This is a genomic window from Paenibacillus sp. FJAT-26967 (genome assembly GCF_001541095.1).
GTDB lineage: Bacteria > Bacillota > Bacilli > Paenibacillales > NBRC-103111 > Paenibacillus_F.
Genome location: NZ_LMXH01000007.1, coordinates 61883 through 86631, shown reverse-complemented (window position 1 = coordinate 86631; position 24749 = coordinate 61883). Strand labels below are relative to the sequence as shown.

The window sequence follows — 24749 nt, the reverse complement described above, 5'->3', positions numbered from 1 at the left end:
GCCGTGTCCGCAGACGGACAGGGCTTTCTACATATCTTTATCCGCGCAGCAAAGACTCCGCGCCATCAATATAAATCTCGGTACCGGTAATATGAGTCGATTCGTTCGACGCAAGGAACAGCACCAGATCGGCGACCTGCTCCGGCTTGCCGGGAGCGTCTCTCAGCGGATGATCGCCTTCAGGGAATTCAACGGGAATCTCCACTTCTTTCAAATCATCCGATGGATACGTGTTGTCATCAATATTCGTCTCGATGGCTCCCGGACAAATCGCATTGACGCGGATTTTATACCGTGCGAGCTCCAAAGCGGCCATTTTCATAAAAGCGACTTGGCCGGCTTTCGTAGACGCATACGTAGAGAATCCGATATTGGAGAAGACACGGTTTCCGTTGATGGAGCTGGTGATGATGATGCTGCCGCCATTGTCTTTCAAATAAGGGATGGCATATTTCACAGTGGCAAAAGTACCGCGCAGGTTGATGTTAACCGTCTGATCCCATTCCTCCACTGCGATTGTTTCGATGGGGGCTTTGGTACCGTTGATCCCGGCATTCGCAAAGACGATATCGATCTGTCCGAACTTCTCGGCCGCCTGCTTGAATCCTTGCTCAACCGTCTCCGGTTTCGAAATATCGCATTCGATCACGATGGCCTCGCCGCCCGCTTGCTCGATCGTTTGTCTGGTTTTCTCCGCATTCTCGGGCGTCCGGTCCAGCATAACGACCTTAGCGCCCTGCTCCGCAAGACGGATCGCCGATGCTTGACCGATTCCTGAGCCGCCTCCCGATACCACAGCAACTTTACCTTCTAAGCGTTTATCTGACATGATGATATCCTCCTTTAGCCTGTGCAAGTTCAGTTGATCTTTCATGAAATTACCCTTAGGGCAAGGTGTCTGAACCAGTTAAAAAGGACCGGACGTCATCCGCCCGGGAAGTCTTCTCATGAGAGGCTGTGCTGCCGGAGATTTGTTATCAGATCAGCGCCCCCGTTTCAAGAAAGCATGAGCTTTCACTTGTCCGGAGGCTTTGCCGGGATGGACCCTCAAAATGCTGCAGGAGGAACTCACGGAAGGCAATGGCCGCTTTGGACAAATAACGGTTATCCAGCCAGGCGATATGGAAGGTCCTTTGACAGATAGGTTTGTTGACGGATAGTTTGATAAGCTTCAGATCTTCGCTGCTTCTACACGATCCGATGAACGCGATGCCGAACCCGGAACGGACTAGATCCGCAATGCTGGCGGGATCTTCCACTTCGCACACCACTTTGGGGACAAAGCCTGCATGGCGGCAAAACTCGTCATTCATTTTTCTCAGCGGATGCCCTTCTTTGTAGCCCACGAACGATTCGTCAGCGGCTTCGATCAAGTTAATACTCCCTCTACCAGCCAGACGATGTCCGGGTGGCACAGCGAGGTACACTTCCTCTTTTAAGAGAGGCATCTGACGGATGCCGGGATGGTGAAGAGCCATCGCAGTCATATAGAAGTCCGTTTCATTCGTTTCGATAAGCTGATCCATCTCCTCCATTGAGGCTTGACGAATGTGAAAATGAACTTGCGGGTGTCTGGAGAGAAACTCTTTCAAGGGTTCTCTGATCTGTTCCATGTTGGTCAGGGCCAGATGAATGCGTCCTTGCTCAAGGCCTGCCATGTCCGCCACTTCTCTGCGGCCTTCTTCCAGTAACTGCAGCGCTGCCTGGGTTTTGGCCAGAAAAGCCCGGCCGTAAGGATTGAGGCGTATATTCCGGCCTTGACGGTCGAACAAAGGCGTGCCCAGATCCTCCTCCAATCTTGCGATGGTTTTGCTAAGCGCAGGCTGCGCAATTCGGAGCTCCTCCGCTGCCCGGGTGATGTGTTCAAGCCTGGCAACGGTCAGAAAATAACGGAGTTGAAGCATTTCCATAGAAATCACCTTCCTAATACATATACTGGAGTATATGTATACATAGCGAAATAGATATTATTAATCTGTGTTCAATTTTATTATAGTTGTTGGTATAAGGCAAATATTTCCTGTTCGGCATTACAAATAAAGACTTATTTCAAGGAGGAATAGATATGCGTATTTTGGTTATTAGCGGTAGTGCAAGAAAACAATCCAGCACAGGGGTTATTGCCTCGAATATCCGTACCCTGCTTAAAGGGCCGTCTATAGAAGTATTGAATTTTGACGTGGCGGTTCATACGCTTCCTTTATATGCGGGAGACCCATCCGAAGAGAGCCATCTGGAAGTGCAGAGACTTAGATCTTACGCGGACCAGGCAGACGGATTTATTATTTGTACACCGGAGTACCATAGCGGCATCAGCGGATCTTTGAAGAATGCGCTCGATTTTCTGGGATTCCCGCATTTCAAAGGAAAACCATCGGTAATCGTTGCGGCTGCCGGGGGCGGCAAAGGGGGCATTAATGCGCTGAATAATCTCCGTACCGTCCTGCGTGGTGTTTATGCGAATGTGCTCGCGGATCAGCTTGTGATTGATAAAGCTCAGATTGATGCGGGAAGCGGGACCATTGAACCAGTCGCATTGCAGAAACTGGACATCTTAACCAGAGAACTCGTTCGTACGGTCGACCAGATTGCCTTGTACACAGAGTCGCTTCAGAGCAGAGGCGAGGTCGTGTAAAAACAGCTGCGGTTCCCCGGATGGAGAGCCGGAAATCCAGCAGCGGATGGATAAGCAAAGATAAAAGGACCTTCAATCCCACTTTTGGAGTGGTTTTGAAGGTCCTTTTATGTGCTGCTTTAACTAAGGAGCGCTGTGAATCAGCTCTCTTTCCATGCCTCCAGATAACGCATATGGCTCCGTTTCTGCCATTCGCTGACTTCGTGCCCGGAGAACGGATGCACGTCGATATGCTTCTCCGAGACGATCCGGTTGTAGGCGGCGAAGATCGTTTCCGGCCAGCAGACCATGTCCTTGAGACCCGCGCTCATGCGGACGGGAACCTGGATTCGGTGAGCCAGATTCATGATATCAAAATGAGCGAGCGTATCCAGGACCGTACTCATCCGGTCCGGACTTCGCTTAACGTAATCAGCCGCTTCTTTGAGCGAGCCGACCGAGTTGAGCACGCCGTAATCCAGATAGCACATGTTCGGGATGTCGGCGATGATCAGGGAGACGCTGTCATGAAGCGCGCCTGTAATCAGGGACAGGCCGCCTCCCTGGCTTCCTCCCATGACGGCGATCTTGTCCTTGTTGACTTCGGGGCGGCTCATCACCCAGTCCACGGCTTTGAATGCGTCAATCGTAATCGCCATGTAGTAGCAGCGTTCTTTGTCCAGAATATTCTGGGTGATCCAGCCTACACTTGTCCCCGCATCGTAGTCGAGGTTGTTGCCGGTTTCTCCCCCCTGGCCTCTTACATCCAGCGCAAAAACCGCGAATCCCTGGAGCAGCCAGGATGCATGTCTCTCAGGAATTCCCTTATCGGCCGTATAACCGGGGAAACAAACGAGGCAGGGATAGGTTTCCTTTCGCAGAAAAGACGGGACCAGAAACCATCCTTTGAGCGGAGTATCATCATACCCCTGAAAGGTAACGTGATAGGCGTCCACGCCTGCCATAAAGGTTTCCCGCTGAACGGCTTCGGCTTCTAGGGGCTTGTCCTTGAATTTAGCCAGTGTCTCATCCCAGAAGCGGTCAATGGATTCGGGCTCCAGCGTCAGCGGACGCTTGTTGTGGTGAAGATCGTGGATCTTTTTCTGGATGGCGTTCATTTTCGTACTCCTTCGTAAGTAGTGAATATTTATTCCAATTATATTCGCAATGTCTGGAAAATACTAGACAACTTGGGCCATTTAATTGAATAAGTGTGATCCGGCCTAATCGAATGAAATGTTCTGAAAAGTGCCCGTTTCCGCGGAATGTTTGGCTTTCAGGCAAAGGAGCGCGCTGGTGATTCCTTCATCTAAAGTAGCGGCAGAGGCGGCTTCGCCCCGCATAACCTCAGTGAAATTGCGGGCTAAGTAGGCGTCCCCGCCAAAATGATCTTCACCGGCTCCGATTTCAATCGTCTCTACCCGTGGTATATGGTGCATGATCACCTTTACTAGGCGGGTATAGAAATCGAACTCGACCGTCCCCTTATGCCCGAGAAAACGCGCACCGCGTGCGGCTGCTTCTCTGCGGGCAAAGAAATTCTGGGAATACGCGACGTGCATGCCGCTCTCATAACGGATCAGGGCACTGCCGGAGTCTTCATTGCCTGTGTCTTCCGCGTAGCAGCAGTATTCCCATTCCGGCGGGAGGTCTTCCCGGAAAGCGGTGCTTTCCGGACAGGTTTTGTTGTCGCTGCACACTGTGCATTTCAGTCCCGCAGGCTTTGTGCCTTTGAAGATTTGCTTGGAGGTCATGGCACACAGGGCAGTCGGCCGCATTCCCAGGATATAATTGATATAGTCAAAATCATGAGTGGCCTTCTGAAGAAAAAGTCCGCCGGTTTCGGCTTCGTCCCGGTACCAGTTCTGGTAATAGACCGATCCGTAGGGAACATTGTTGACGGCTTGTACATGCTCTACGGTTCCGATCCTGCCGGAGTCGATAATTTCCTTCACAGCGCTTACTATAGAAGTAACGCGCAGCGGGAAAGAGACTACGACGGGTGAACGCGAAGACTCATAGGCCAACTTGAGACGGAGCAAATCTTCCATCGTAGTGGCAACCGGCTTTTCCAGATAGAGCGGCAGGCTGCGGGCCAGTACTTGAAGCGCCATGACCGTATGCAAAGAGCAGCGCGTCCCGATGAGAACACCATCCAGTTCTTCCGCTTCCAGCATGGCGGCTGGCGATTCGTAGAAACGGATGTCTGTGGGGCCGCTGCTGCTAAGTTCTCTGCGGATTGATTCCATCCGGATATCGGCTATTGCGGTGACCCGGCAGGCAGGGTCCTGTCTGATTATTTCTGCGATGACGTGACGAATCCGGGCTCCGTACCCGATAACACCTAATTTCATGACGTGCGTCCCCCTTTTTTTCAATGTGAAGCTATTACCGTTAGTATAAAAGAGGGATTTATTTTTATCTTTGTCTCAAACGACGGTTTTTTTGTCCTTAACAAACGATAGGGTGGTAATAAGAAGTATAGAAGGCTTACGAAGGAAACCATCCTGAATCATCACGTTTAAAGATTTAGACAGCCGGGGGGATGAAAATGGATGAGCGTGAGGCCAAGCTGAACGGGATGCAGAGAACATATCTGAAACAGATTTTGACGATCAGCCGGATCATTACGATGTATTATTTTGAGCATGGCAAAGATTATGTATTTCAGGGGGAACGCCATAATTTCTGGGAGTTTCTCTATGTGGATAAAGGTGAAATTGAAGTGTGGACCGATCATGCGAGCCATCTGCTGAAGCAGGGAACGGTTATTTTTCACCGTCCCAATGAGTTTCACCGCTTCCGGGCGGCCCCGGGCACAGCTCCCAATGTCATCGTGCTGACCTTTGATTGCGATTCAGCAGCTATGGACATCTTGAGCGGACAAGTCATCCGGCTGGAGGATGAGGAGCGGAATGTCCTGGCTCAGCTTATACAAGAAGGCGAGAACGCGTTCGAGTTTCCGTTCGAATATCCGCTGAGGCGAAAGCAGAGTGCTCCGGAAGGCGCGGAACAGCTGCTTCGCTGTTACCTGGAAATCTTTCTGCTGAGACTGATAAGACGTGCTCTGCTGGAGTGTGGGCATTCCACTGCCAGCAAGCAGTTGTCCACACCTGCCCAGGAGCGCAGCCAAGCCGAATTGACGGACAGGATTGTCCGCTATATGGAGGGGAATTTGGAAGCACCTCTGACGGTAGAGGCACTCAGCAGACAGTTTCATCTGAGCCCGACCCGGCTCAAGGAGTTGTTTAAGTCTCGGACAGGAATGACTCTCATGAAATATTGGACCCGGTTGAAAATCGACAGGGCGAAGCGGCTGATCCGGGAAGAAACCTGCAACTATTCGCAAATCGCGCAGCAGCTCGGATACGGGAGTGTACATTCTTTTTCCCGGATGTTCAAGCAAGCGGCCGGTATGAGTCCAACCGAGTATGCAAGGTCGATCAAGGCGAGGATGGAGCATACGGAGTAGATGCATAGCAGCAGAGACATAGCGTGACTCCTTATCCTATAAAAGAAATTAGCCCTTCATTTATCCTGCTATGCACAGGTGAAGGGCCTAACGTGCTGCCGTATAAGTGCGCTGGAGATCCTATACGTCTGTCTCTTGCGGACTCAGCCGACCAGCAGCGACTCCGCGCCATCAATATAAATCTCGGTTCCGGTCACATGAGAGGACTCATCCGAGGCAAGGAACAGGACAAGATCGGCGACCTCTTCGGGTTTCCCGGATTCACCCTTGAGTGGCTGTCCTCCTTGGGGAAACTCCACCGGAATTTCCACTTGCTTCAGGTCATCGGACCGGTAGGTATTGTCTGCGCTGTTAGTGGCAATCGCTCCCGGGCAGATGGCGTTGACACGGATTTTGTACTTCGCGAGCTCCAGCGCGGCCATTTTCATAAAAGCGATCTGCCCGGCCTTGGTTGTCGAATAGGCGGAGAATCCGATATTGGAGAAAACGCGGTTGCCGTTAATCGAGCTGGTGATGATGACGCTGCCGCTGCCACTTTTTCTCAGAAAAGGAATGGCATACTTAACGGTAGCGAACGTGCCGCGCAGATTGATGTTCATCGGGTAGTCCCATTCGTCGATTTCCATCGTCTCAATGGGGGCCAGCTTGCCGTTCAATCCGGCATTGGCGAATACGATATCCAGCCTGCCGAATGTATCCACGGCCCGCTTCATACCCTGCTCGATCATCTCCGGTTTGGATACGTCGCACCCGATTACAAGAGCCTGACCGCCCGCGCTCTCAATCAGCCTCTTCGTTTCTTCGGCTTTCTCCGGTGTGCGGTCCAGCATCACGATCCTCGCACCCTGCTCCGCCATCCGGATGGCGCCCGCTTTGCCGATCCCCGAGCCGCCTCCTGTCACCACAGCAACTTTGCCATCCAGCCGTTTATCCGCCATGATTCAGCCTCCTTGTTATCGTTGATTCTTACATGGCAAATTTACCACCGGGGCAGGTGCAATGAACCATTGGGGCGGATTCGCCGCTCACCTTGGTATCGTTACCTGTGACGGTTCTGTAAGTGATTTTTTGTAAAGCCGGGAGGTGTATAGCAGGCTTGATGTCGAAGGAAATATGCAGTACATGCAGAGACTTATTATGAAAAATGGAGATGAATCTAAGTGGCTGTCTACAATAAACTAGTCCGGGATCGTATACCGGAAATGATTCGCGGCAACGGTCAAACGTGTCAGACACGAATCTTAACGGAAGCGGAATATAAGCAGGAGCTGCACAAGAAGCTGCATGAAGAGCTTCGGGAATATCTGGAGGCCTCCGCACAGGACGACCGTCATGCGGTAGAGGAACTCGCCGATTTGCTTGAAGTGATACAAGCTCTAGCCGGTGTACACCACTGCTCCGTTCAGGAGCTGGAAGCCGTGCGGGACGGTAAAGCAGCGGAGAGAGGCGGATTTAAGGCGAAGGTTTATTTGATGGAGACGACGGATTGAGTTTTAAGCTAAACCTTAAACCATGCTTGACGATTAAATCCGTCCGATGCCGATTACATTCCCATACTTCAATTATTCCGCCAAGCATTGATTTCGGTTTATTAAACTCCCAAAAAGAACAGCTTGGTTATTACCGCGTGAAAATTTGAGAAGGACTAGCGAGAAGTGTGTCGAATCTATCTTCTTTTTACATTATGTAAGTTAATTGTTGAAATCTTCCTTCCGCATTTTTGCGTCAGCGGCTATACTACATACAGAAACTTCAGTTCCCGAATTCCGGGCACTGAAGCTGCAAATATGCCATCATGAATAAACTGCGAGGGAAGAAGATGAAAAAATCATGGAAGCTGTTAGGATCGGTGCAAGCGGCGATCCTGCTTGCCACCGCGGCTTTGCCGCCGCATGCGGCAAGCGCTAAAAATCCCGGGGTAATCGTTTCGTTCCCGGACGTAAATTCACACTGGTCTGCCGAAACCGTGGCCTGGGCGATAAGCAGCCATATCGTCAGCGGATACGAGGATGGGACGTTCAGACCGGAACGGACTGTGACAGAAGCTGAATTTTTGACCCTGCTTATTCATTTGTACAAACCCGATCTGGAGAGCGGCAAGGGCAACGACTGGGCGGAGCCTTATTACAATCTGGCGGCATCCTTGAATTATCCCGTGGGTACGGCAAACGGCCGCGAGCCAAACGAGCCGATTACACGTATCCGCGTCGCCGAGCTTATAGCTTCGACACATGGCGAGCATTACGAAGGAGAGGACGCCATCCGGTATTTATACGGCAAAAATCTCGCTCAAGGAGAGGAAGCGGAGCCGTCGATAGCGGGATTTAAAGGCGCTAGGACGCTTACCCGCGCCGAAGCCGTGCAATTTATCAAAAATATGGCGGATCAAGGCTTGGGCGAACTTCAGGCGAGACCAAGCGAAGTGTCCGACACAAGCTGGTTGCCCATCCTCTCACCGCCAAGCGAACTCACCGGGACCGAAGCGGAGAATTCGTCTGTGGAAGATGCCGCTCCCGTGATTAAACTGGACAATCAGCCTGTTGTTTTCCGTACAAAGCCCGTCATGCATGAAGGCCTTGCTTACTTCTCGGTAAAAGAAATCAGTTCGGCATTCGGAATCGGGTACCGTGAAAATAGCGACGGCAGCGTCACGACTACGAACAGGAAGGAAACAAACACTTTCCGAGAAGAGGAGACAGAGCATTTTGTCCATTACAATCCCGATGGTCCGCTTGTGCAGGAAGAAGAAATACCTCTGAACGGCCAGATGACGATAAAAAAAATTAATGGCGTTTATATGATGCCTGCGGATTCGCTAGCTAACATTTGGTTCGCGGTCAGTGAAGAAGCCAAAAAATTCGCCGAAACGCTGGTTGTGGCCGGTGGCCAGGAAGACAAAAGCCAGCTGAAATTTTATACATACAAACAGTCGGTTCTCTTCGGTTCGGAGAATAGGGACGGTACGGGCAGGGAGCCGGGCAATGACGGAGAGTTTGACGGCAACGGCAAAGTATACCGCACTATTTGGGTCAAGGAATATGCGTTGCCCGCTGAAGGGTCGAAGGTATATGCCACATGGAGATGCAATGATCGCGACAATGTGCAGTATACATCCAGAGAAATTCTGTTCACGGGAGAAATCAGCAACGGCGTTGCCATAGGAACATTAAGCTTCGAAGGCGATATAACATATCATCAGGAAAATTTCCGTACGGATACGTTTAAGTCTGAGGAGTTGTATGATATTGAATTGCCCTATGCAAACGGAGATATCCAGTTGACTTGGAACGAGGCGCGGGAACTGTTCTCTGCTCAAGGTATCGTTCTTCCCGAGTAATCTACAGGGAAAGGATCATTCTGTCCTTTATCGGACGAATGATCCTTTCGTATTTGGCAGGATCGTGCTATTGCCTTTAACACGTAGAGCCTTTATTGATTCGTTATATTTTTATAGGCGGATAAATCGGGCGAGCTTTTAACGGAGATTTCGGAATCGATTTCTAGACTTAGCATTTCATTGGATAGGAACAGAGTGTTGTCTTTATAGGAGACGTACTTGACTACAATCCCGGTTTGGTCATCGACCCAAATTTTAATATAGTTTCCAAGGCTGGATTGCTGAATGTCCATAGGGATGATAGACAAAACGGACACATTTCTGTTCAGCAGTTTTTCCGTCCCTAGATAGTCCACTTTTTCTGCTCTCATCATGATACCTAGAGCCAGATCTTGTGGAAATATTAAGTTGTTAGAGGTCGCCGTTCCTACAAAAATAGGATTTTTTCTAGGATGAAATTGTATTTCGCCCTGTTCGTTGAACTCCACTCTTTTCTTCGGTTTTTCTTTCCACTTTTCACTATTCTCTTTGGAAATTTTATGTTGAGTAAATTCCTTTTTAACAGGATCCTCCACTAAAAATTGATCATTCTGATATTCGTTTATTACTTTTCCATCTGTATAGGTAGTTGTAGCCGAAGCTGTGAATTTCCGTACGGTATTTATTTCAATCTCCGTCACATTCGATTGTTCATGGACTCCCTCTGTTTTAATTTTCGTTTTAACCGTTTTGAAATGATCGATAGAATCTAACATCTTATTCACAGTAGTTTGAGCTTGATCCGGGAGTATGGCCAGCGTATTCGCTTCACCTGAATTTCCGAAGAAAAATGATACGCCAGCTATGGCTAGTAAAAATGAGCCAGCAAGAATAATCCTCTTTAATTTCACATTAATCTCTCCCTTCTATTAATCAATAAATTTACTAGTCATTATTTAACACATATTTGTACAATATCCAGATTATATAATTAATCATGAGATTTTTAGATATGTCAATAAATTATTATTGATTTGGTCTATACGGCAACCAATTAGAAGGTAGAGCCCAGGGACCTTCACTGCAGGACAATTTAAATTATCTATATGACGGTCATCGAGATGTAAGAGGTGTTGCAACTCCCGCAGGTGAAATTGCAGCCACCTATCAATATGATCCATGGGGACAAGTAACCGGGCAGACAGGATCCATTCATCAGCCTATCGGATATGCTGGACAATACACCGATCAGACGGGGCTTCAATATCTTAAGGCGAGGTATTACGATCCGGGCAAAGGGAGATTTTTAACAGAAGATTCCTACCGGGGTTCTACGAACAGACCGGCAAGCTTAAATCGTTACACCTACGGGGAAGGTAATCCGGTAAAATATTATGATCCAAGCGGTAACGTGATTGAGACCCTTGCTGACATGGCAAGTATAGGGTATAGTGCGTTTCAGCTCTATGAAGACCCGAGCTTGTCTAACGGTTTGTATTTAGCGTGGGATGCGGGTGCCGCACTGACTCCGTTTGTCCCAGGTTCTTATGTCGGTAAGACAGCAGGTAACGCCGCTAAATGGAGTGATCGGGCTCAGGATGCCTACGAACTCGTCAATATAGGATCGAATCTTTCTCAGGCCCTTAGCAACATGTCTGACTGCTATGATGTGGGTGTGAACTTATATCATTTCATCGGCAGTATGGATTGGCGCAATATTTACAGCAGAGCCCACCGCAAAGGTGACATGAACCTGGGGATTATTCCGGGTAACGGTAGACGGAGTGTGGGTGAGGGAACGGGTAAAGTTCCAACACCGAAGTATGTTCCCAAGGATGCTAGCGACAACCCCATACCTCTTCCTAGAACTGACGGAACAATGATAAATGGTACTGTTCATGTGCCTGAATCAATGAATCCCCATACTCAAATTGGATGGCAAAAAGGTAGAAAAGGAGATTATATTCAAACCCTTGAGTGGGGAGAAAATGGTGTTCCAGTGAAACGTACAGATTGGACTGACCATGGTCGTCCGCAGAATCATACCAATCCACATGACCATCCCGCAGTCTTTCAAGATGGGTCCTGGAGTTTTAAGTGATGGAGGTGGGGAATTTGGAGGACAATAATCTCAAAAAACCTACGTTTATACTTAGATTAAGTAGGGGGCATTTCCAAAGTGAGATAAGTTGCTCAGGAAAACAGTTAGTTCAAATACTAACCTGTATACAACATGAAACTTCTAATCTTACTTGGTTTGCTTTTGATGTGTTTGGTAGCGGTAATCAAGTATCTGAAGTGTTATTTCCCAATCCATATTCAGAAATTTTAAGCACATATGAACTGATTAAAAAGGCAGAAGAAATAATCCAGTTCCATTCGGGGGTGTTCATTGGGATTAAGAAGGGCAAAAAGATTGGATGGGATTCTAATACATTACCGGAAACTGAAGAAGGTGAAGGATTACAACATCCTGAGGCAGAAATAGAAATTCGTCCATTTGATACTTCGTATTTTGAAGTTTACGGTATGGATATTGATATCGGAAATAAAATAAAAACTTGTTTTATGTAATTGTTTGGTAGCATCAGTAGAATATTTACTGATGCTTTTTTTTTATGATTGATGGGCTACATACCCAATTTTAATATTGAGTTCGATGACGTGGCTATTTGTTAGTTCGGTATGAGTGTAAATTAAATCAACATGATGATATAGAGCTTCTTCTTCCAACTTGAGTTTTAGCTTTGTGGCTAATCCCCGTCTACGATAGTTCGGATGAACCCATAATTGAAATATTTGAATAAATCGACCATCACTTTGAAATAATTTTCGGTCTATTTCGTTGAAAATTGTTTTCCAAGGATACATGGAATCCCTGTTTGCTACGGAATACATTAACATAGCAATTGGTTTGTTATAAACGGAGTCCTCAATAATAAATGCACCTTTATCTGGATCAGTGAGATACCTTTGTATTTTCTTATTATGTTCCTCATTTTCTCGTTCAGTCATTTCAGCCTGATTTGTAACTGTGTAACCATCGTTTTTTAAGTCAATATGAACCAGAAACTTATAGTCAGACATATTAGCATTTCGCATGTTTAGCATCCTATCACCTCACTATAATCCAGATTTTATCACATATTCTATAAATCCTCTTGCTTCGCAGAACTGCCCGTTCGCTTATTGATGGCCGCAGAACATCGCTTGTACCATAAGTATTTATAATAGGGCTGTAGATCTGCACGTTTATTTCCTTATGTGCCATAATGTAAACTATCCTTCTTCTATCATGACTCCTCTTATAATTCAGTCAGAAGCTTATTTGTTAATGACGGACTACGAAAAACCCAACTAAAAAAGGAGTGAAATCGATGAGCGCTAAAACAAATGCCTGCCGCCTGCTGGACAAGCTCGGCATTTCATATACGCTGCATGAGTATGAATGGGACGAAGATCATCTCGACGTAGGGACGGTTGCCGGCAAGGTCGGGCTTGATGTGCAGCATCTATACAAGACGCTTGTTCTCCGCGGCGACAAAACCGGGATTGTGATGGCCTGTATTCCCGGAGACCGGGAACTTGATCTGAAGGCACTTGCGGCAGGAAGCGGCAATAAGAAGGTCGAGATGGTGCCTGTCAAAGAAATTCAAGCTCTGACTGGCTACATACGGGGCGGAGTATCGCCGCTCGGCGCTAAGAAGAAATATCCGCTGTATCTCGACAAGCAGGTGCTTCAGGTTGATCCGGTCAGCATCAGCGCGGGGCGCAGAGGCCTTCAAATATTTGTGAAGGGGACGGATCTGGCAGCGGCTTCCGAGGCTATTCTTGCGGATATAACGTAGCTGCGCCCGCACAAACAAAAGGACAAGCGGACCCGAACGAATCGGGGACAGCTTGTCCTTCTCAGATGAGGCTCTCACTTGAGTAAAAGTAAAATTACTTGCTTACGGTCTGCGGTTCCGGGTATTCAACTCCGAGTGTATCCACCGTTACTTTCTTCATTACCGGAGGGGTGTTCGGACGATCCTGCGCGCCTTTAGGCGAGTTGACGATCTCGTCCACGACTTCCATACCCTCGGTTACTTTGCCAAAGGAAGCATACTGGTTATCCAGGTGCTCGGCGTCGGCTACCATTACGAAGAACTGGGAACCGGCGGAATCCAGATCCTGCGCACGTGCCATCGACAGGATGCCGCGTGTGTGCTTCAGGTTATTTTTGAAGCCGTTCGAGGTGAATTCACCTTTAATTCCGTAGCCGGGGCCGCCCATACCGGTGCCTTCAGGATCGCCGCCCTGAATCATGAAGCCTGGGATGACACGGTGGAAAATCGTACCGTCATATTTGCCCTTTTTGATCAGGGAAATAAAGTTGTTGACGGTATTCGGCGCGACTTGCGGGTAAAGCTCGGCTTTGATCTTCTTGCCGTTGTCCATCTCGATCGTGACGATCGGATTCTTGCCGTCGGTCTTCGGCTGATCGCTTGGGGATGGGCTTGGTGTAGCTGTTGCCGGAGGAGTCGCCGTGGCACCTCCTGTTCCTGCTTCCGGCGCCGCTTTCCCGCATCCTGCCAGGATGAGCAGCACGGTCATGAGCATGGCCATCAGAATTACTGTACTTCTACGCTTGCCTGTCATCTTCATACCACCTTATTGAGTCGATTTGTATACTATCATACCTTGTTTAGGTGATGATTGTAAATTTTGGAGAAGGGGGAGAAAAGATTCTATCTATATGAGTATACCGGTAAAAATTGACTCCTTGAATTGAATATGCTAAATTGAATGAAGTACATATATTGCGCGCAATTAAATTGTGTATATAAAAAATCCGGGACATGCAAACGACTTCGACATGTCCCGGACCAACGGAGGCGTCCCATACCATGAGCGTTTACGAATATTCGGCCCGCAACATTCGCGGCACAGAAACGAAGCTCGAAGAATACAAGGGCAAGGTTCTCGTCCTGGTGAATACAGCCAGCAAATGCGGCTTCACCTCCCAGTATGCGGATTTACAAAAGCTATACGACAAATACCGCGACCGGGGACTCATGGTGCTCGGGTTTCCATGCAACCAGTTTGGCGAGCAGGAGCCGGGCACGAACGAAGAGGTCCATACGTTCTGCCAGCTTACCTATGGCGTGAGTTTTCCGCTCTTCGAGAAAATCGACGTCCGTGGAGAGGGTAAGCATCCGCTGTTCGCTTACTTGACGGAGCAGAAGCCGTTCGAAGGCTTTGACCTGAATCACCCTTCGGGTAAAATGCTGAATGCGTTTATCCAGGAGAAGCAGCCCCACCTGCTGCACGGTAACGACGTGAAATGGAACTTCACCAAGTTCCTGGTTAACCGTGAGGGTGAGGTCGTCCAGCGGTTCGAATCCACGGTTGATCCGCTTGATATGGAGCAGGAGATCGAGGCCGTGCTGTAACGCGGAGTTATACCCTATATAATTGCATACAAGAAATGCATACAAGAAAAAGGAACCTACGTTAAGCCGTAGGTTCCTTTTCTGCAAACAGGGCGAGCTTTTCAAACGGTGAATTCGTAAAAGTCCCCGTCTTATAAACCACTTCGGTGGAGTAGAGCGGAAGATCGCTCATTTCGTTGGTTTCGAGCGTCAGCTGGTCATACAGGTGAACGAACAGTTTGGCTGTGTTGATGGCATCGTCCAGAGCGCGGTGATGGGAGCCGTCAAACGGAATGTTCCAGTATTCCAGCGCCGTCTTCAGGCCGATCTGCTGCTGCTTATCCTGCTGGACCAGGCCCGCCATCAGCTTCTGCAGGTTGTTGTGGTTGCGGATCCAGTCCGTCTTCGTCCCATGCATGCGGCAGTCGCTGCCGAGCTGAATGAGATCGTCCGGCCCCCAGGCGCACAAGTAGTACTCGCCGCCGCCAATCCACTCCAGCAGCCGCTCCTGCACGAGCGGCCAGGTTTCCGCCGACTGCAGCTCGCTCTGCGTGATACCCGTAAGTGCCCGGGTCGATGCTGAAATAACGGGGGAGCGGTCGGGCTTGACGAATGACTGGAAGGTACCTGTGACCGCCGGCTTGCCGTCGACCAGCTCGATTTGAACGGCACCGATTTCGATAATCTCGGAGACCTGGATCTTTTTGCGTGTGACTGTCATTTCCAGATCATACACGATAAATTTCATGTTTCCACCTCTTATGTGTTAATACCTGCATGATAGCAAGGTTATCCGACCTATTTGCCAGCGAAAGTATGTTCCTCTGGAGAATCTGGGTAAATCTTCTACAGATCCACCCTCATCATATCTTGTGCCAGTGTTACGTTAAAGGTGCCGCTTTCTTTGTACTGTTCGATAACTTCTTCATAAGGTTCATCATCGGTCAGATGGATCGCGATGACTTGTCCGATCCGCTCTAACGGATAGTACTGGAAGATGTTTTCCAGACTTGTGTGAATCGACATCGAACCGCGTGCCTCGGTAGCTTCATGGATCAGGACATCCACCTGCTCTTGATCTCTAATCCATGGGTTCGGGGCTGTGTCGCAAGAATAAATGAGGACCTTGTCCTGCTGGCAGATCTTCATCCCCGCTGTTGAACCGGAGTGCAGACTGGTAAACGAAGTAACGCTCAGGTCCCCCTGCCGGAGCAGAAGAGTTTCCTCTGCGCAGTCGTAAGGACGCACCTGAATTTCGAAACCAATCGGCCATTTCTCCGTGCCGTACGCATCCAGAATAGTTTGAAGCTGGTCCTGGTGGTCGTGCGGGCAGCAGATGATCAGCGGCTGCTTTCTTTGGCCGAGCCACATTCCCCACAGCAAGGAAGGCAGCCCATAGATATGATCGATATGAAAATGAGTCAGAATGACTCCTTGGATACGGTCAAGAGGTATCGAAGCCTGCTTAAGCTTCCCGAGCGGATTGCCTCCGGTGTCAATAAGCCAATCCCCGAGTTCATGCTGAAGAAGCAGGTAGGTATTGTCTCTTTCCCTGCTTCCCGTTGCGCTGGCACTGCCCATAATGAGTACATTCATGGTGCGTCCCTCCGATTCGTTTGTAGAAAAGCTAATCTGGCAGCAAGCCTAACTCCCGCTTCGAGCGGATAGGTAAGACCTTATGTCCTAATTAGTTTAACTGTAGCGGCAATTCCACCAATGTGCAAGACAAATCCTGTTCCCAGAAAAGGGCAGAACTCTTGCTGCCCCCTTGCATAGAGACTTCTTGGGGAAGGCAGTCACAGGAAGAAGGAAATCATCTCCTTTTTGTCGAAAAAGAGCAAAAAAGATCGGGCCTTTAAGACCCGTAGGACAGCAGGAAGAAGGAAGATTATCATGAAAATTCTGGATAAGGTTAAAAAGGGCTATAACAGCCTGACCGGCAAAAACGTAGAAGAAAAAATTGCGGAGTTTGGTGAAGTGTACGGTGAGATTCTGATCGGTGTGGACCGGGAGATCGACACGCTGCGGGGACAATTGAAGCAGACTCGCGATACAGCGGATACTAGGCTGACCGAGCTCAGCAGCCGTATAGATGATGCACAGCAGACCCTGAGCGCTCATTCGCATCAACTGAGTGGTATCCGGGATCGGATGGCGAGTTTAGAGAAGCAGGCGGCGGAGCTGGAACAAACCCTGTCTGATTTTACCAAGGATATGAGGGAGCAGACGAATGCGTGCCGGATGCAGAACAGTAAGCTGATTTTGTATGCCGTTCTTATTTCGGCATGTATATCCGCTGCGGCGGCAGGTGGAATGATATGGATGCTGAACTGATTAAGTTATCCTCCTACTATGGAGCTAAGGTCCGGTCAGAGGGACATCAGGGCAGGAAGACCGTTCAGGATTTATATAAAAAGCACCTCGCAGGACGCGAGAAGGCCTTGCTCGACAGTGCGGCACTGGCAACCGGGTTATCTTCGATTTTCTATGGAGATCGTCTGGACGAATCTCTCATCACCCCGCAAATGGACGAAGCCTTCCAGTTGGCTTTCCCAACCACAAGCCTGGATGAAGCAGCGGGGATGGGGGCAGAGCAGCTCGCGGGACTTGTGAGCGCCTGGAAGGGCAAATATTTTGAAGTGCTGGTAAGGGACAAGCTCAACGAAGGCGAATATGTAGGGGATATCCACCTGGAGCCGGGACAGACGGCAGAGCTTGCGGAATCCGCTGTACAGCCCGGGTGGGACCTTGTCATCACGGATGACAGCGGAGCGGTTGTGGAGGAACTCTCCCTGAAGGCGACGGAGTCGATCGGCTATGTGAAGGAGGCGCTTGAGCGCTATCCGGATATTGCAGTGCTCGTGACCGACGATGTGCTGGCTGATGTGGACGGCACGGCGGATATGATCATTGGAAGCGGCCTATATAACGGAGATATCGAGCAGGCCGTTGAAGCGCCGATGGCTTCCCTGTTCGACTCGGTCAGCGAGGATATTCTGGAGGCGTTGCTCCCGGGGCTTCCCTTCGTGCTGATCGCTGTCGGCGAGGGCAGACATCTCATCACGGGCAAGCGCAGCTTCCAGCAAGTCCTCCCGGCGATTCTTACACGCTCGGCCAAGACCGGCACGGCCATGGGAGCCGGGTTGCTGACCAGCCTGATTCTGCCGGACGTATTCGGCATTATTGTGGGTACGGGCGTACGCATGGCGTTCAGCCGTTCGGAGAGAGCCGGCAGCACAGTCGTTTTTATCGATGAGAAAACTGAACTGATTCTACCGATGGCGGGTAAGTACGCTTAGCAAGGCCAACAGGCGATCTTGGCCCGGAAAGGCACGTCTGGACAAAATCCTGCTTAACCTTGAGATTCGGGCGATCATCACAGCGATGGGGACGGGGATTAGGAGAATATCAGGAGAATGAATGTCTGGTGTACGTGGAGTTATATTAATTTGGTGTGGAGAGGTGTGAGGTGTTTCTTATGCTTAGAGCATTATCTGCTATTTCGGCCTACCGTCATGGAGATGAATCTGTATCCGAAAAGGATATTCCGTGGCTCCATTATCTCGTCTCTGCGGAGGAACGTGTGGTGAATCTGGAGCGGATTCAATCGCTTCAGGAACTGGCAAATGCGAATCCGGTGCTGGATTATGTAGAGCGTACGCTGGAAGTACTGGACGGACTGAAGTTGTCTTTCTGGGTGCGCGAGATTCTGGAGGAAGTGCTGGTCTGGTCGGAGACGGCCAAAGGCGGAACTCTGCGCCAGCGGCTCCAATGGCAGAAAGCCGGAATTAACTTGTTCGTTCATAACATCGGCTCTGCGCAGATCTATGACACGTTCGTACAAGCTGAGGGTATGGATCAACGTGCAGTTACAACTACAGCAGCCTCAGCCCCGGTCCCGTTCCAGGGAAGAACTTCGGTCATTCACACGCTAATCGAAACTCACGGCCTGATCGGCCAATACATACGGGGAGAGGTCCCGTTCCAGGGCAACCTTCCTCTGCTTCAGTTAGTTCATCAAGGGCTGCTTGCTCCGGGAGAGCTGGCCAGTCTGCTGATGCCGCTGAACCAGTGCATCATCACGGCCGTATCACCGCAGCTGTGGGAAGAAGTCCGCTCCGAGGTCGAGGATCTGATCGGATACATCGCAGACGGAGCCGGTCCGGGAAGACTGACGCTGGAGGACCGGCTGCGCAGGCTGAGGGCCGGCTCTATCCGAAGGGGAGAGAACTTCGATGACGGGTACAAGCAGGTGGAGCAGTCCGTGAGCACAGCGGCAGCCGCAGGGGCGCGGGTCGACGGGTCTGCGCCTTCCGCGCCTCATAGCCGCGATCTGGAGACGCTGCTTCGCCCGCTGGAGGACGCCACGCTCTGGTATGTGGAGTCTGCTCTTCAAGATTTCACTCTGGAAGAGGTCGTGAAAGTGCTGCTGCTCGCTGTGAAGGAAGAACCTTCTGCACAGGCAAGGGGCGTTAATCACATTAGCTTCGAACGCCTGATGAATGCGATGTATTACGATTACCGGGGCATGAAGAAGATCAATGTCTACAAGAAACGGATCATTGAGAAATATCTTCGTGAGCTGTCTTTTGAAGATATTGTGACGGGCCGCAGCAGAAGGTCTAACCAGCATCTGGCACATCGGGTGGAGCGGAGCGGCAGTCTGGCGGATACCGTGTTCTTCACGTTCGAGTTCTCGGCAGCAGCGGAGAAGCTGATCGAATTCTGCGTGGAAGCGGAGAAATCCCCTCTATATGAGAAGGCGGTACTTCTCTTATTCGATCTTTTCGAGCTCCGGCGGGATGCGTACGACCGTTTTCATAACGAGGAAGACTATCTGGCGGACATGAACGCGACTGCGGATTATAAAAGCATTATGCTGGACTATATCACCGGAGAGCGCGTAATCGATATCGGGCCCGGAGGAGGCGTGATGCTGGATCTGATCGAGCAGCACCTGCCGGATACCAAGCCGATCGGGATCGATATATCCGCGAATGTAATCGAAGCCCTCCAGCGCAAGAAACAGCTTGGGAATCACCGCTGGGAGGTGCAAAGAGGCGATGCGCTGAACCTCAAGGATTACGTGGAGCCGGGGAGCATCGGCACTGTAATTTTTTCCTCGATTCTGCATGAGCTGTATTCGTATATCGAGTGGAACGGCAGCAAATTCAACCCGGACACGGTCGGTGCGGCCCTTCGCAGCGCCTTTGAAGTGCTGGCACCCGGCGGACGGATTATTATCCGCGACGGCATTATGACCGAGCCGGACGGTCTTATGCGCCGTATCCGTTTCCTGGACGGGGAAGACCGGGAGTGGCTGCGCCGGTATGCCAAGGATTTTGCCGGGCGTCCGATCCGCTATGAGCTGACAAATGATGGTGAAGCGATCATGCCGGTTAACGATGCGATGGAATTTCTGTACACCTATACGTGGGGGGAAGAAGCTTACGTGCACGAAGTGCAGGAGCAGTTCGGGTACTTCACTCCATCCGAGTACGAATCGTTTATACGGCAGACGCTGGGGGAGGAAGCGCAAATTATCGAGACCCGGCATTTTCTGCAGGAAGGCTATACGGAGGCATTGGCCGGTAAAGTCGTCTTTACCGATGAACAAGGGAGCGAAGTACCTCTGCCGGACAGCACATGCTTGATTGTGATTGAGAAAAAAGATAGCGGCCGAAGGGCGGCTGATGTTACTGGTGCATCACAGTCTTAAAAAATTACGTAATAACTCGCTTCGGCTGGCAGGATCAGCCGGGGCTTTTTTATATGCGAGGGTAAGGTAGCAAGCGTGATGATAAAGTGGAATATTTGTAAAAATAAAACAAATCATATCAAAGATTCGTCTAATAGATGGAGGTGCAGGAGTAAGCCATTTTGAGATGTCAGGTGAAAGAACTTTATAGAGAGGATGTTGTCTTATATCTTATTCCGTTATGAAAGAGGTCCGCAGTGCCCTATCGTTCAAGCGCGTCGTGATCTCGCTTATTCTGATGCTGTGGCCGTTCATTTACTTTATGTTTCAGCGCAATAACTACTCCTTCAGGGATCGGTTAGATGTATTTACTTTTATGCTGGAGGGCGTACTGCCTCTTGCTTTTGTAATTTTAGCTGCCCTGGTTTATTTAGGTGTATTTGCGGGGGAAATCAAAAACCGGTTTATTGTGTATACGCGCATGCGGTTTCCCCTCCGGAAATTGCTGCGGATTAAGTTTGCCGCTAATTTTCTGCTTACCTGGGGGACTTTTTTTGTGTTTACGTTCGGTTATTTCCTCTTTTCATTCTATATCTCGCCTCTGTTCGGGTTGGTTGACTATCATCCTGAGTTATACAAATTAAATGAGGTTACCGTTGTTCAAGAGTCGTACACCCGGCATACGTTCACACAACTGCTGCAATATGGCTCACTGACTTACGGTTTCCTTTATTCGGGGTGGGTAGCTTTGAATGCGGCCGTTTTTGCTTCGCTTGGTTTCTTTATGGTGTTAATCATGCGGAATCAATTTGCAGCGATATCATTCCCGTTTCTTCTCTATATTCTTGGAAGCTTCATCACGAGTTCGGCGAATATGAAAGCATTCCGTTTTCCAGACGCAATCTTCCCGTTTAGCTCCGTGCAGATGCCCATTTGGACTGCTTGTGTACCTCTGGCATTTCTTACCTTCCTCTGTATGGCATTGTACGTCCATGCGACTAAGAACTTGGAACGCAATGGCAATCTGGCATGAGATATTGGAGAGAGATGTGGCACGAGTTCATAACATGGAAATGGATGTTCGCGGTTTTCATTTTTGTCCTCTTTGGATGGAGTACCCGAACGAAGGTAACGGCCTATGCGAATCAGCAGGAGCTTTCCTTCAATCAATGGGATATCGTTTTTACGAGTTTGAACAGTCCTTTTTTTATTCTGTATCTGCTCCTCCCTTTCTGGTTATTTTTATCCGGTCAGATGCTAATCAAAGAGTGGGAATATACGCTTCTTATCCGGCTTAAAAGTTTTCCGAAGTGGATGTTCTATACGATTCTCAAGATCTGTCCGTATTTATTACTCCTTCAACTTCTGTGGATAATCGTAAGCTTTGTAGTCACTGCGGGTCTTCCGCAGGAAAGTGATTGGAGTATCTGGGGATCTACGGAAGGACCTATGAATGTCTTTCTCTTCTCCTTACAGAAAACGGGTTTTTCTCCCTGGCTGATTTTGTTGATCCAGACGGCTTTAATCAGTCTGTTTCTGATTACGATTCATGTGCTTGCGGCCTCGGTTTACGTTTTGTTCCCAAAGCCTGGGGTGATGGCAGGAACAAGTGTGTTTCTATTTATCGGAGCCGTCCTATCGTTTAAAGTTGTGCCGGCCTCGTACCATTATGCGAAAGTAACCAACTATAGCATCCTTTCTTATTCTTATGATTCTTTTAATTCTCTACTACCGCCATTTCTCGTCATGTCTTTCTTCATGATTCTCTGCTTTGCTTTCATCGCTGTTCGGAGTAAGGCGAAAATGAGGAGAATATGTACTTTTCTGGCTGATTACTACCGTATCCCTGTTTATATCGCCATTTGCGTATTGGGAATTGCCACACAATTCACGCATCCGGGTGTGAGGGTTGCGACGGTCTGGGAGAACCTCTACTTATTGTTCTATGGGGTTTCTGAAGAAGGATTTTCCCTGTACGTCTATTTATTTTACTGTGTGGTCTTTGTAGGATTTGTATATTTATTTCAGCTGCATTTGAGCCAACTATTGAATGGCCGTATTTATTACTTGCTGATTCGTTATAAGTCCCTCAACCGCTGGTTTGGGCAAATGATGAAGAAGACCGTACTGAGTATACTTGGACTTTTGCTTCTGCTCGCTGGTGCCGCAATCGTATCCGGTCTCCTGCAAGGGCTCAATATGAAATGGAATGGGGGAGGGGCTGAATCTGCTTTACTTCCCTATTACTTGTATCAATTCTTTATTAATGGGCTGCTCCAGATGCTGAACTACATTCTGATCGTATTTATTGTAAGCTGGATCTGGCAGGAAGCCGCTTACAGCCTAGGTGCAATAGGTTTCCTAATCGTGATGGGTCTGCCTTTCATTAATCCTGATCAATGGCTTCCGTTTGCACTAAACAGCATGGGCTATGTCGCGCAAGGGAGCCATGCAATATTCCGGATTACGATTGTATTGGTCACTTATCTTCTTCTAGAGATAGGTTTGATTATTTATTTGTTCAGGAAAAGAAAAATTTCATTGTAACAAGGGAGCGGGAGATATGAAGGTGATTAACCTTGATAATGTGAGTAAATCCTATAAAGGGATTCAATTATTCGAACATGCGACTGCTGAGTTTGACCAAGGCAAGATTCACGGAATCGTCGGGCATAACGGTTCCGGCAAATCGGTTTTGTTTAAAATGATCTGCGGATTTATACATCCCGATGCAGGGGAGATTACGATTAATCCGGTTTACCGCGATAAGCGCTCTCATTTTCCGGTTAATTTCGGAATTATTATCGACCGTCCCGGCTATATCGGGGGCATCACGGGGTATATGAATTTGAAGCGGCTCGCGGATATCCAGGGTCGCATTACGCCCCAGGAGATCAGGCAAGCGATGACGCAAGTAGGTCTTAATCCTGATGCGGAGCAGAAAGTGAAGAATTACTCGCTGGGAATGAAACAAAAGCTGGCGCTTGCCCAGGCTATTATGGAAAGGCAGGAAGTTCTGATCCTGGACGAGCCTTTTAATGCTTTGGATGCAGACAGTGTTCAATCCATTCGTGAACTGCTTTTAACGTTTAAAAAGGAGGGAAAGACGATTCTCTTAACGAGTCATAATCAAGAGGATATCGACCTGCTGTGTGATCAGGTATTCCAGATTCATCGTTATGCTCTGGAAAGAGTCGTATAGCACTAAACTGAAGTTGACACTTTTTATTTAATGTGTCATATTGATATTATCATAATGATTATATAAATTCAGAAAGGCAGGTGCAGCTTTGAATCCACCCAAAATGACCAGCAGCTTCAACCAAGCGGCATCTGAATCTTCGCAGACAGCCGCGACCGCACAGAATAGAGCAGCAGAGTTACCGGCTGCTAAACGCCCCGCATCCGATGCCGAATCCGCCGAAAGCGCATCCGGTCAAGCTGCCCCGAATGGCAGCGAGGCCGACGGCTATTCGGCGGGCAAGTACCGGACGCCGGACGGGGCCCCTGCGGACATCGTGATTTTCACGATCACGTCCACCGCCAGGAAGACGGCTAAGAAGTCGCTGCCGCACCGCGAACTGCAAGTACTGCTGATTCAGCGTAAAAGCTGGCCGTTCGCAGGGCAGTGGGCGCTTCCCGGCGGCTTCTGCAAAGAGACGGAAACCATGTACGACTGCGCGAGACGCGAGCTGAAAGAGGAAACAGGCGTCGCGGACGTACACATGGAGTATTTCAATGTGTACAGCACGCCGCATCGCGACCCGAGAGGCTGGATTATCTCGCATGCATTCTTTGCCCTCGTGCATGAGCAGTACTTGGCGGGCCGTCAGGCGGCGGATGATGCAGCGGACGTCAGGCTTTTTACAGTGGAGGAGGCGCTTGGAATGGAGCTTGCCTTTGACCACAAGCAGATTCTGCGGGACGCGGCAGACCGAATCAGGCAGCACATGCTGACCACGACTATCGCTAAGGAATTTCTTCCCGCGGAATTCACGATGAGTGAGCTGTATCAGGTCATTCAGACCGTCGTGCCCGAGTTCGAAGAGCGGAATTTTATCCGCAAGATTACGTCCACACAGAGCCGGGAAGGAATTATCGAAGAGATTCTCGATCATCAAGGGAAGCGGAAGCTGTCCAACCAATATTCGCAGCGTGCCGCACAGCTATACCGGTTTACCGATTATTCGCCTCAGCTGTCCATTTACAGCTAGGCTTCTCTTTTAAGGTTTAAT

The 24749-nt window shown here is 49.3% G+C and carries 25 protein-coding genes and 1 pseudogene; 16 read left to right on the top strand and 10 right to left on the bottom strand.

All coding sequences use genetic code 11. The features are described 5' to 3' along the window. Positions 1–37: 37 nt before the first annotated feature. Both AR333_RS20905 and AR333_RS20900 read right to left on the bottom strand, forming a co-directional pair. Complete coding sequence (locus AR333_RS20905; RefSeq protein ID WP_068777309.1) at positions 38–829, bottom strand: SDR family NAD(P)-dependent oxidoreductase; 792 nt, start codon at positions 827–829, stop codon at positions 38–40. 148 nt (positions 830–977) lie between these two features. Further along, on the bottom strand, positions 978–1910 hold the full coding sequence (locus tag AR333_RS20900) for a LysR family transcriptional regulator (protein ID WP_068777308.1): 933 nt from the start codon (positions 1908–1910) through the stop codon (positions 978–980). A 155-nt stretch (positions 1911–2065) separates the two neighbouring features. Here AR333_RS20900 and AR333_RS20895 point away from each other — a divergent pair, with 155 nt between their 5' ends. Further along, the gene (locus AR333_RS20895) at positions 2066–2635 is read left to right on the top strand and encodes an NADPH-dependent FMN reductase (RefSeq protein ID WP_084783908.1); all 570 of its coding nucleotides are present in this window, start codon (positions 2066–2068) and stop codon (positions 2633–2635) included. Positions 2636–2775: 140 nt separating this feature from the next. Here the strand turns inward: AR333_RS20895 and AR333_RS20890 are convergent, their stop codons facing one another. Then, positions 2776–3732, bottom strand: a complete 957-nt coding sequence (locus AR333_RS20890) for an alpha/beta fold hydrolase (RefSeq protein ID WP_068777307.1) — start codon at positions 3730–3732, stop codon at positions 2776–2778. Positions 3733–3837: 105 nt separating this feature from the next. After that, positions 3838–4968 carry a Gfo/Idh/MocA family protein gene (locus AR333_RS20885; RefSeq protein ID WP_068777306.1) on the bottom strand — a complete coding sequence of 377 codons (1131 nt, stop codon included), beginning with the start codon at positions 4966–4968 and terminating at the stop codon, positions 3838–3840. Between the two features lie 197 nt (positions 4969–5165). Here AR333_RS20885 and AR333_RS20880 point away from each other — a divergent pair, with 197 nt between their 5' ends. Continuing rightward, positions 5166–6086: an AraC family transcriptional regulator gene (locus tag AR333_RS20880; protein ID WP_253735931.1), complete on the top strand. Its 921-nt coding sequence runs from the start codon at positions 5166–5168 to the stop codon at positions 6084–6086. Positions 6087–6229: 143 nt separating this feature from the next. Here the strand turns inward: AR333_RS20880 and AR333_RS20875 are convergent, their stop codons facing one another. Beyond that, a complete protein-coding gene (locus tag AR333_RS20875; protein ID WP_068777304.1) occupies positions 6230–7024 on the bottom strand; it encodes an SDR family NAD(P)-dependent oxidoreductase in 795 nt (264 codons plus the stop codon). 222 nt (positions 7025–7246) lie between these two features. Here AR333_RS20875 and AR333_RS20870 point away from each other — a divergent pair, with 222 nt between their 5' ends. Then, positions 7247–7576: a nucleoside triphosphate pyrophosphohydrolase gene (locus AR333_RS20870; RefSeq protein ID WP_068777303.1), complete on the top strand. Its 330-nt coding sequence runs from the start codon at positions 7247–7249 to the stop codon at positions 7574–7576. Positions 7577–7905: 329 nt separating this feature from the next. After that, entirely contained in the window at positions 7906–9423 is a 1518-nt protein-coding gene (locus tag AR333_RS20865; protein WP_068777302.1) for an S-layer homology domain-containing protein, read from the top strand. A gap of 92 nt (positions 9424–9515) precedes the next feature. Here the strand turns inward: AR333_RS20865 and AR333_RS20860 are convergent, their stop codons facing one another. Beyond that, positions 9516–10313, bottom strand: a complete 798-nt coding sequence (locus tag AR333_RS20860; RefSeq protein WP_068777301.1) for a hypothetical protein — start codon at positions 10311–10313, stop codon at positions 9516–9518. 170 nt (positions 10314–10483) lie between these two features. On the opposite strand from AR333_RS20860, the pseudogene AR333_RS25820 reads away from it, so the two are divergent. The 3 genes and pseudogenes from AR333_RS25820 to AR333_RS20850 form a co-directional block, all read left to right on the top strand. After that, positions 10484–10798 (top strand): annotated as a pseudogene (locus tag AR333_RS25820) (RHS repeat-associated core domain-containing protein); the annotation flags it as partial. Between the two features lie 84 nt (positions 10799–10882). After that, the gene (locus tag AR333_RS25500; protein ID WP_172798914.1) at positions 10883–11503 is read left to right on the top strand and encodes a hypothetical protein; all 621 of its coding nucleotides are present in this window, start codon (positions 10883–10885) and stop codon (positions 11501–11503) included. A 14-nt stretch (positions 11504–11517) separates the two neighbouring features. Then, entirely contained in the window at positions 11518–11976 is a 459-nt protein-coding gene (locus tag AR333_RS20850) for a hypothetical protein (protein ID WP_156430976.1), read from the top strand. A 42-nt stretch (positions 11977–12018) separates the two neighbouring features. On the opposite strand, the gene AR333_RS20845 is transcribed toward AR333_RS20850, so the two are convergent. Next, entirely contained in the window at positions 12019–12504 is a 486-nt protein-coding gene (locus tag AR333_RS20845; RefSeq protein ID WP_068777298.1) for a GNAT family N-acetyltransferase, read from the bottom strand. A 275-nt stretch (positions 12505–12779) separates the two neighbouring features. Between AR333_RS20845 and ybaK the strand changes: the two genes are divergently transcribed. After that, a complete protein-coding gene (ybaK, locus tag AR333_RS20840) occupies positions 12780–13250 on the top strand; it encodes a Cys-tRNA(Pro) deacylase (RefSeq protein ID WP_068777297.1) in 471 nt (156 codons plus the stop codon). A 94-nt stretch (positions 13251–13344) separates the two neighbouring features. Here the strand turns inward: ybaK and AR333_RS20835 are convergent, their stop codons facing one another. Further along, entirely contained in the window at positions 13345–14043 is a 699-nt protein-coding gene (locus tag AR333_RS20835) for a peptidylprolyl isomerase (protein ID WP_068777296.1), read from the bottom strand. Positions 14044–14291: 248 nt separating this feature from the next. Here AR333_RS20835 and AR333_RS20830 point away from each other — a divergent pair, with 248 nt between their 5' ends. Further along, positions 14292–14837: a glutathione peroxidase gene (locus AR333_RS20830; RefSeq protein ID WP_068777295.1), complete on the top strand. Its 546-nt coding sequence runs from the start codon at positions 14292–14294 to the stop codon at positions 14835–14837. A 61-nt stretch (positions 14838–14898) separates the two neighbouring features. Here AR333_RS20830 and AR333_RS20825 read toward each other — a convergent pair whose 3' ends face one another. Both AR333_RS20825 and AR333_RS20820 read right to left on the bottom strand, forming a co-directional pair. Further along, on the bottom strand, positions 14899–15564 hold the full coding sequence (locus AR333_RS20825) for a 3'-5' exonuclease (RefSeq protein WP_068777294.1): 666 nt from the start codon (positions 15562–15564) through the stop codon (positions 14899–14901). A gap of 98 nt (positions 15565–15662) precedes the next feature. Further along, positions 15663–16412, bottom strand: coding sequence for an MBL fold metallo-hydrolase (locus AR333_RS20820; protein ID WP_068777293.1), 750 nt, complete (start codon positions 16410–16412; stop codon positions 15663–15665). 297 nt (positions 16413–16709) lie between these two features. Between AR333_RS20820 and AR333_RS20815 the strand changes: the two genes are divergently transcribed. The 7 genes from AR333_RS20815 to AR333_RS20785 all read left to right on the top strand — a co-directional run bounded on the left by AR333_RS20815 (position 16710) and on the right by AR333_RS20785 (position 24728). Next, positions 16710–17150, top strand: a complete 441-nt coding sequence (locus AR333_RS20815; protein WP_068777292.1) for a hypothetical protein — start codon at positions 16710–16712, stop codon at positions 17148–17150. Further along, positions 17135–18115: a hypothetical protein gene (locus AR333_RS20810; protein WP_068777291.1), complete on the top strand. Its 981-nt coding sequence runs from the start codon at positions 17135–17137 to the stop codon at positions 18113–18115. The genes AR333_RS20815 and AR333_RS20810 overlap by 16 nt, the downstream gene beginning before the upstream one ends. Before the next feature lie 179 nt (positions 18116–18294). Beyond that, on the top strand, positions 18295–20535 hold the full coding sequence (locus tag AR333_RS20805) for a class I SAM-dependent methyltransferase (RefSeq protein WP_068777385.1): 2241 nt from the start codon (positions 18295–18297) through the stop codon (positions 20533–20535). 220 nt (positions 20536–20755) lie between these two features. After that, on the top strand, positions 20756–21547 hold the full coding sequence (locus AR333_RS20800) for a hypothetical protein (protein WP_068777290.1): 792 nt from the start codon (positions 20756–20758) through the stop codon (positions 21545–21547). A 14-nt stretch (positions 21548–21561) separates the two neighbouring features. Then, the gene (locus tag AR333_RS20795; protein ID WP_172798913.1) at positions 21562–23061 is read left to right on the top strand and encodes a hypothetical protein; all 1500 of its coding nucleotides are present in this window, start codon (positions 21562–21564) and stop codon (positions 23059–23061) included. 16 nt (positions 23062–23077) lie between these two features. After that, entirely contained in the window at positions 23078–23716 is a 639-nt protein-coding gene (locus AR333_RS20790; RefSeq protein ID WP_068777288.1) for an ABC transporter ATP-binding protein, read from the top strand. A gap of 88 nt (positions 23717–23804) precedes the next feature. Continuing rightward, a complete protein-coding gene (locus AR333_RS20785) occupies positions 23805–24728 on the top strand; it encodes an NUDIX hydrolase (RefSeq protein WP_253735930.1) in 924 nt (307 codons plus the stop codon). The last annotated feature ends 21 nt before the right edge of the window (positions 24729–24749 follow it).

Excerpts from the sequence above, each read along its gene's own strand:
- AR333_RS20800 (WP_068777290.1), top strand. The coding sequence starts at position 20,756 with ATGAAAGAGGTCCGCAGTGCCCTATCGTTCAAGCGCGTCGTGATCTCG.
- AR333_RS20810 (WP_068777291.1), top strand. The coding sequence starts at position 17,135 with ATGGATGCTGAACTGATTAAGTTATCCTCCTACTATGGAGCTAAGGTC.
- AR333_RS20790 (WP_068777288.1), top strand. The coding sequence starts at position 23,078 with ATGAAGGTGATTAACCTTGATAATGTGAGTAAATCCTATAAAGGGATT.
- AR333_RS20905 (WP_068777309.1), bottom strand. The coding sequence starts at position 829 with ATGTCAGATAAACGCTTAGAAGGTAAAGTTGCTGTGGTATCGGGAGGC.
- AR333_RS20895 (WP_084783908.1), top strand. The coding sequence starts at position 2,066 with ATGCGTATTTTGGTTATTAGCGGTAGTGCAAGAAAACAATCCAGCACA.
- AR333_RS20815 (WP_068777292.1), top strand. The coding sequence starts at position 16,710 with ATGAAAATTCTGGATAAGGTTAAAAAGGGCTATAACAGCCTGACCGGC.
- AR333_RS20875 (WP_068777304.1), bottom strand. The coding sequence starts at position 7,024 with ATGGCGGATAAACGGCTGGATGGCAAAGTTGCTGTGGTGACAGGAGGC.
- AR333_RS20885 (WP_068777306.1), bottom strand. The coding sequence starts at position 4,968 with ATGAAATTAGGTGTTATCGGGTACGGAGCCCGGATTCGTCACGTCATC.
- AR333_RS20795 (WP_172798913.1), top strand. The coding sequence starts at position 21,562 with ATGTGGCACGAGTTCATAACATGGAAATGGATGTTCGCGGTTTTCATT.
- AR333_RS20880 (WP_253735931.1), top strand. The coding sequence starts at position 5,166 with ATGGATGAGCGTGAGGCCAAGCTGAACGGGATGCAGAGAACATATCTG.
- ybaK (WP_068777297.1), top strand. The coding sequence starts at position 12,780 with ATGAGCGCTAAAACAAATGCCTGCCGCCTGCTGGACAAGCTCGGCATT.
- AR333_RS20900 (WP_068777308.1), bottom strand. The coding sequence starts at position 1,910 with ATGGAAATGCTTCAACTCCGTTATTTTCTGACCGTTGCCAGGCTTGAA.
- AR333_RS20830 (WP_068777295.1), top strand. The coding sequence starts at position 14,292 with ATGAGCGTTTACGAATATTCGGCCCGCAACATTCGCGGCACAGAAACG.
- AR333_RS20820 (WP_068777293.1), bottom strand. The coding sequence starts at position 16,412 with ATGAATGTACTCATTATGGGCAGTGCCAGCGCAACGGGAAGCAGGGAA.
- AR333_RS20845 (WP_068777298.1), bottom strand. The coding sequence starts at position 12,504 with ATGCGAAATGCTAATATGTCTGACTATAAGTTTCTGGTTCATATTGAC.
- AR333_RS20865 (WP_068777302.1), top strand. The coding sequence starts at position 7,906 with ATGAAAAAATCATGGAAGCTGTTAGGATCGGTGCAAGCGGCGATCCTG.
- AR333_RS20825 (WP_068777294.1), bottom strand. The coding sequence starts at position 15,564 with ATGAAATTTATCGTGTATGATCTGGAAATGACAGTCACACGCAAAAAG.
- AR333_RS20835 (WP_068777296.1), bottom strand. The coding sequence starts at position 14,043 with ATGACAGGCAAGCGTAGAAGTACAGTAATTCTGATGGCCATGCTCATG.
- AR333_RS20805 (WP_068777385.1), top strand. The coding sequence starts at position 18,295 with ATGCTTAGAGCATTATCTGCTATTTCGGCCTACCGTCATGGAGATGAA.
- AR333_RS20890 (WP_068777307.1), bottom strand. The coding sequence starts at position 3,732 with ATGAACGCCATCCAGAAAAAGATCCACGATCTTCACCACAACAAGCGT.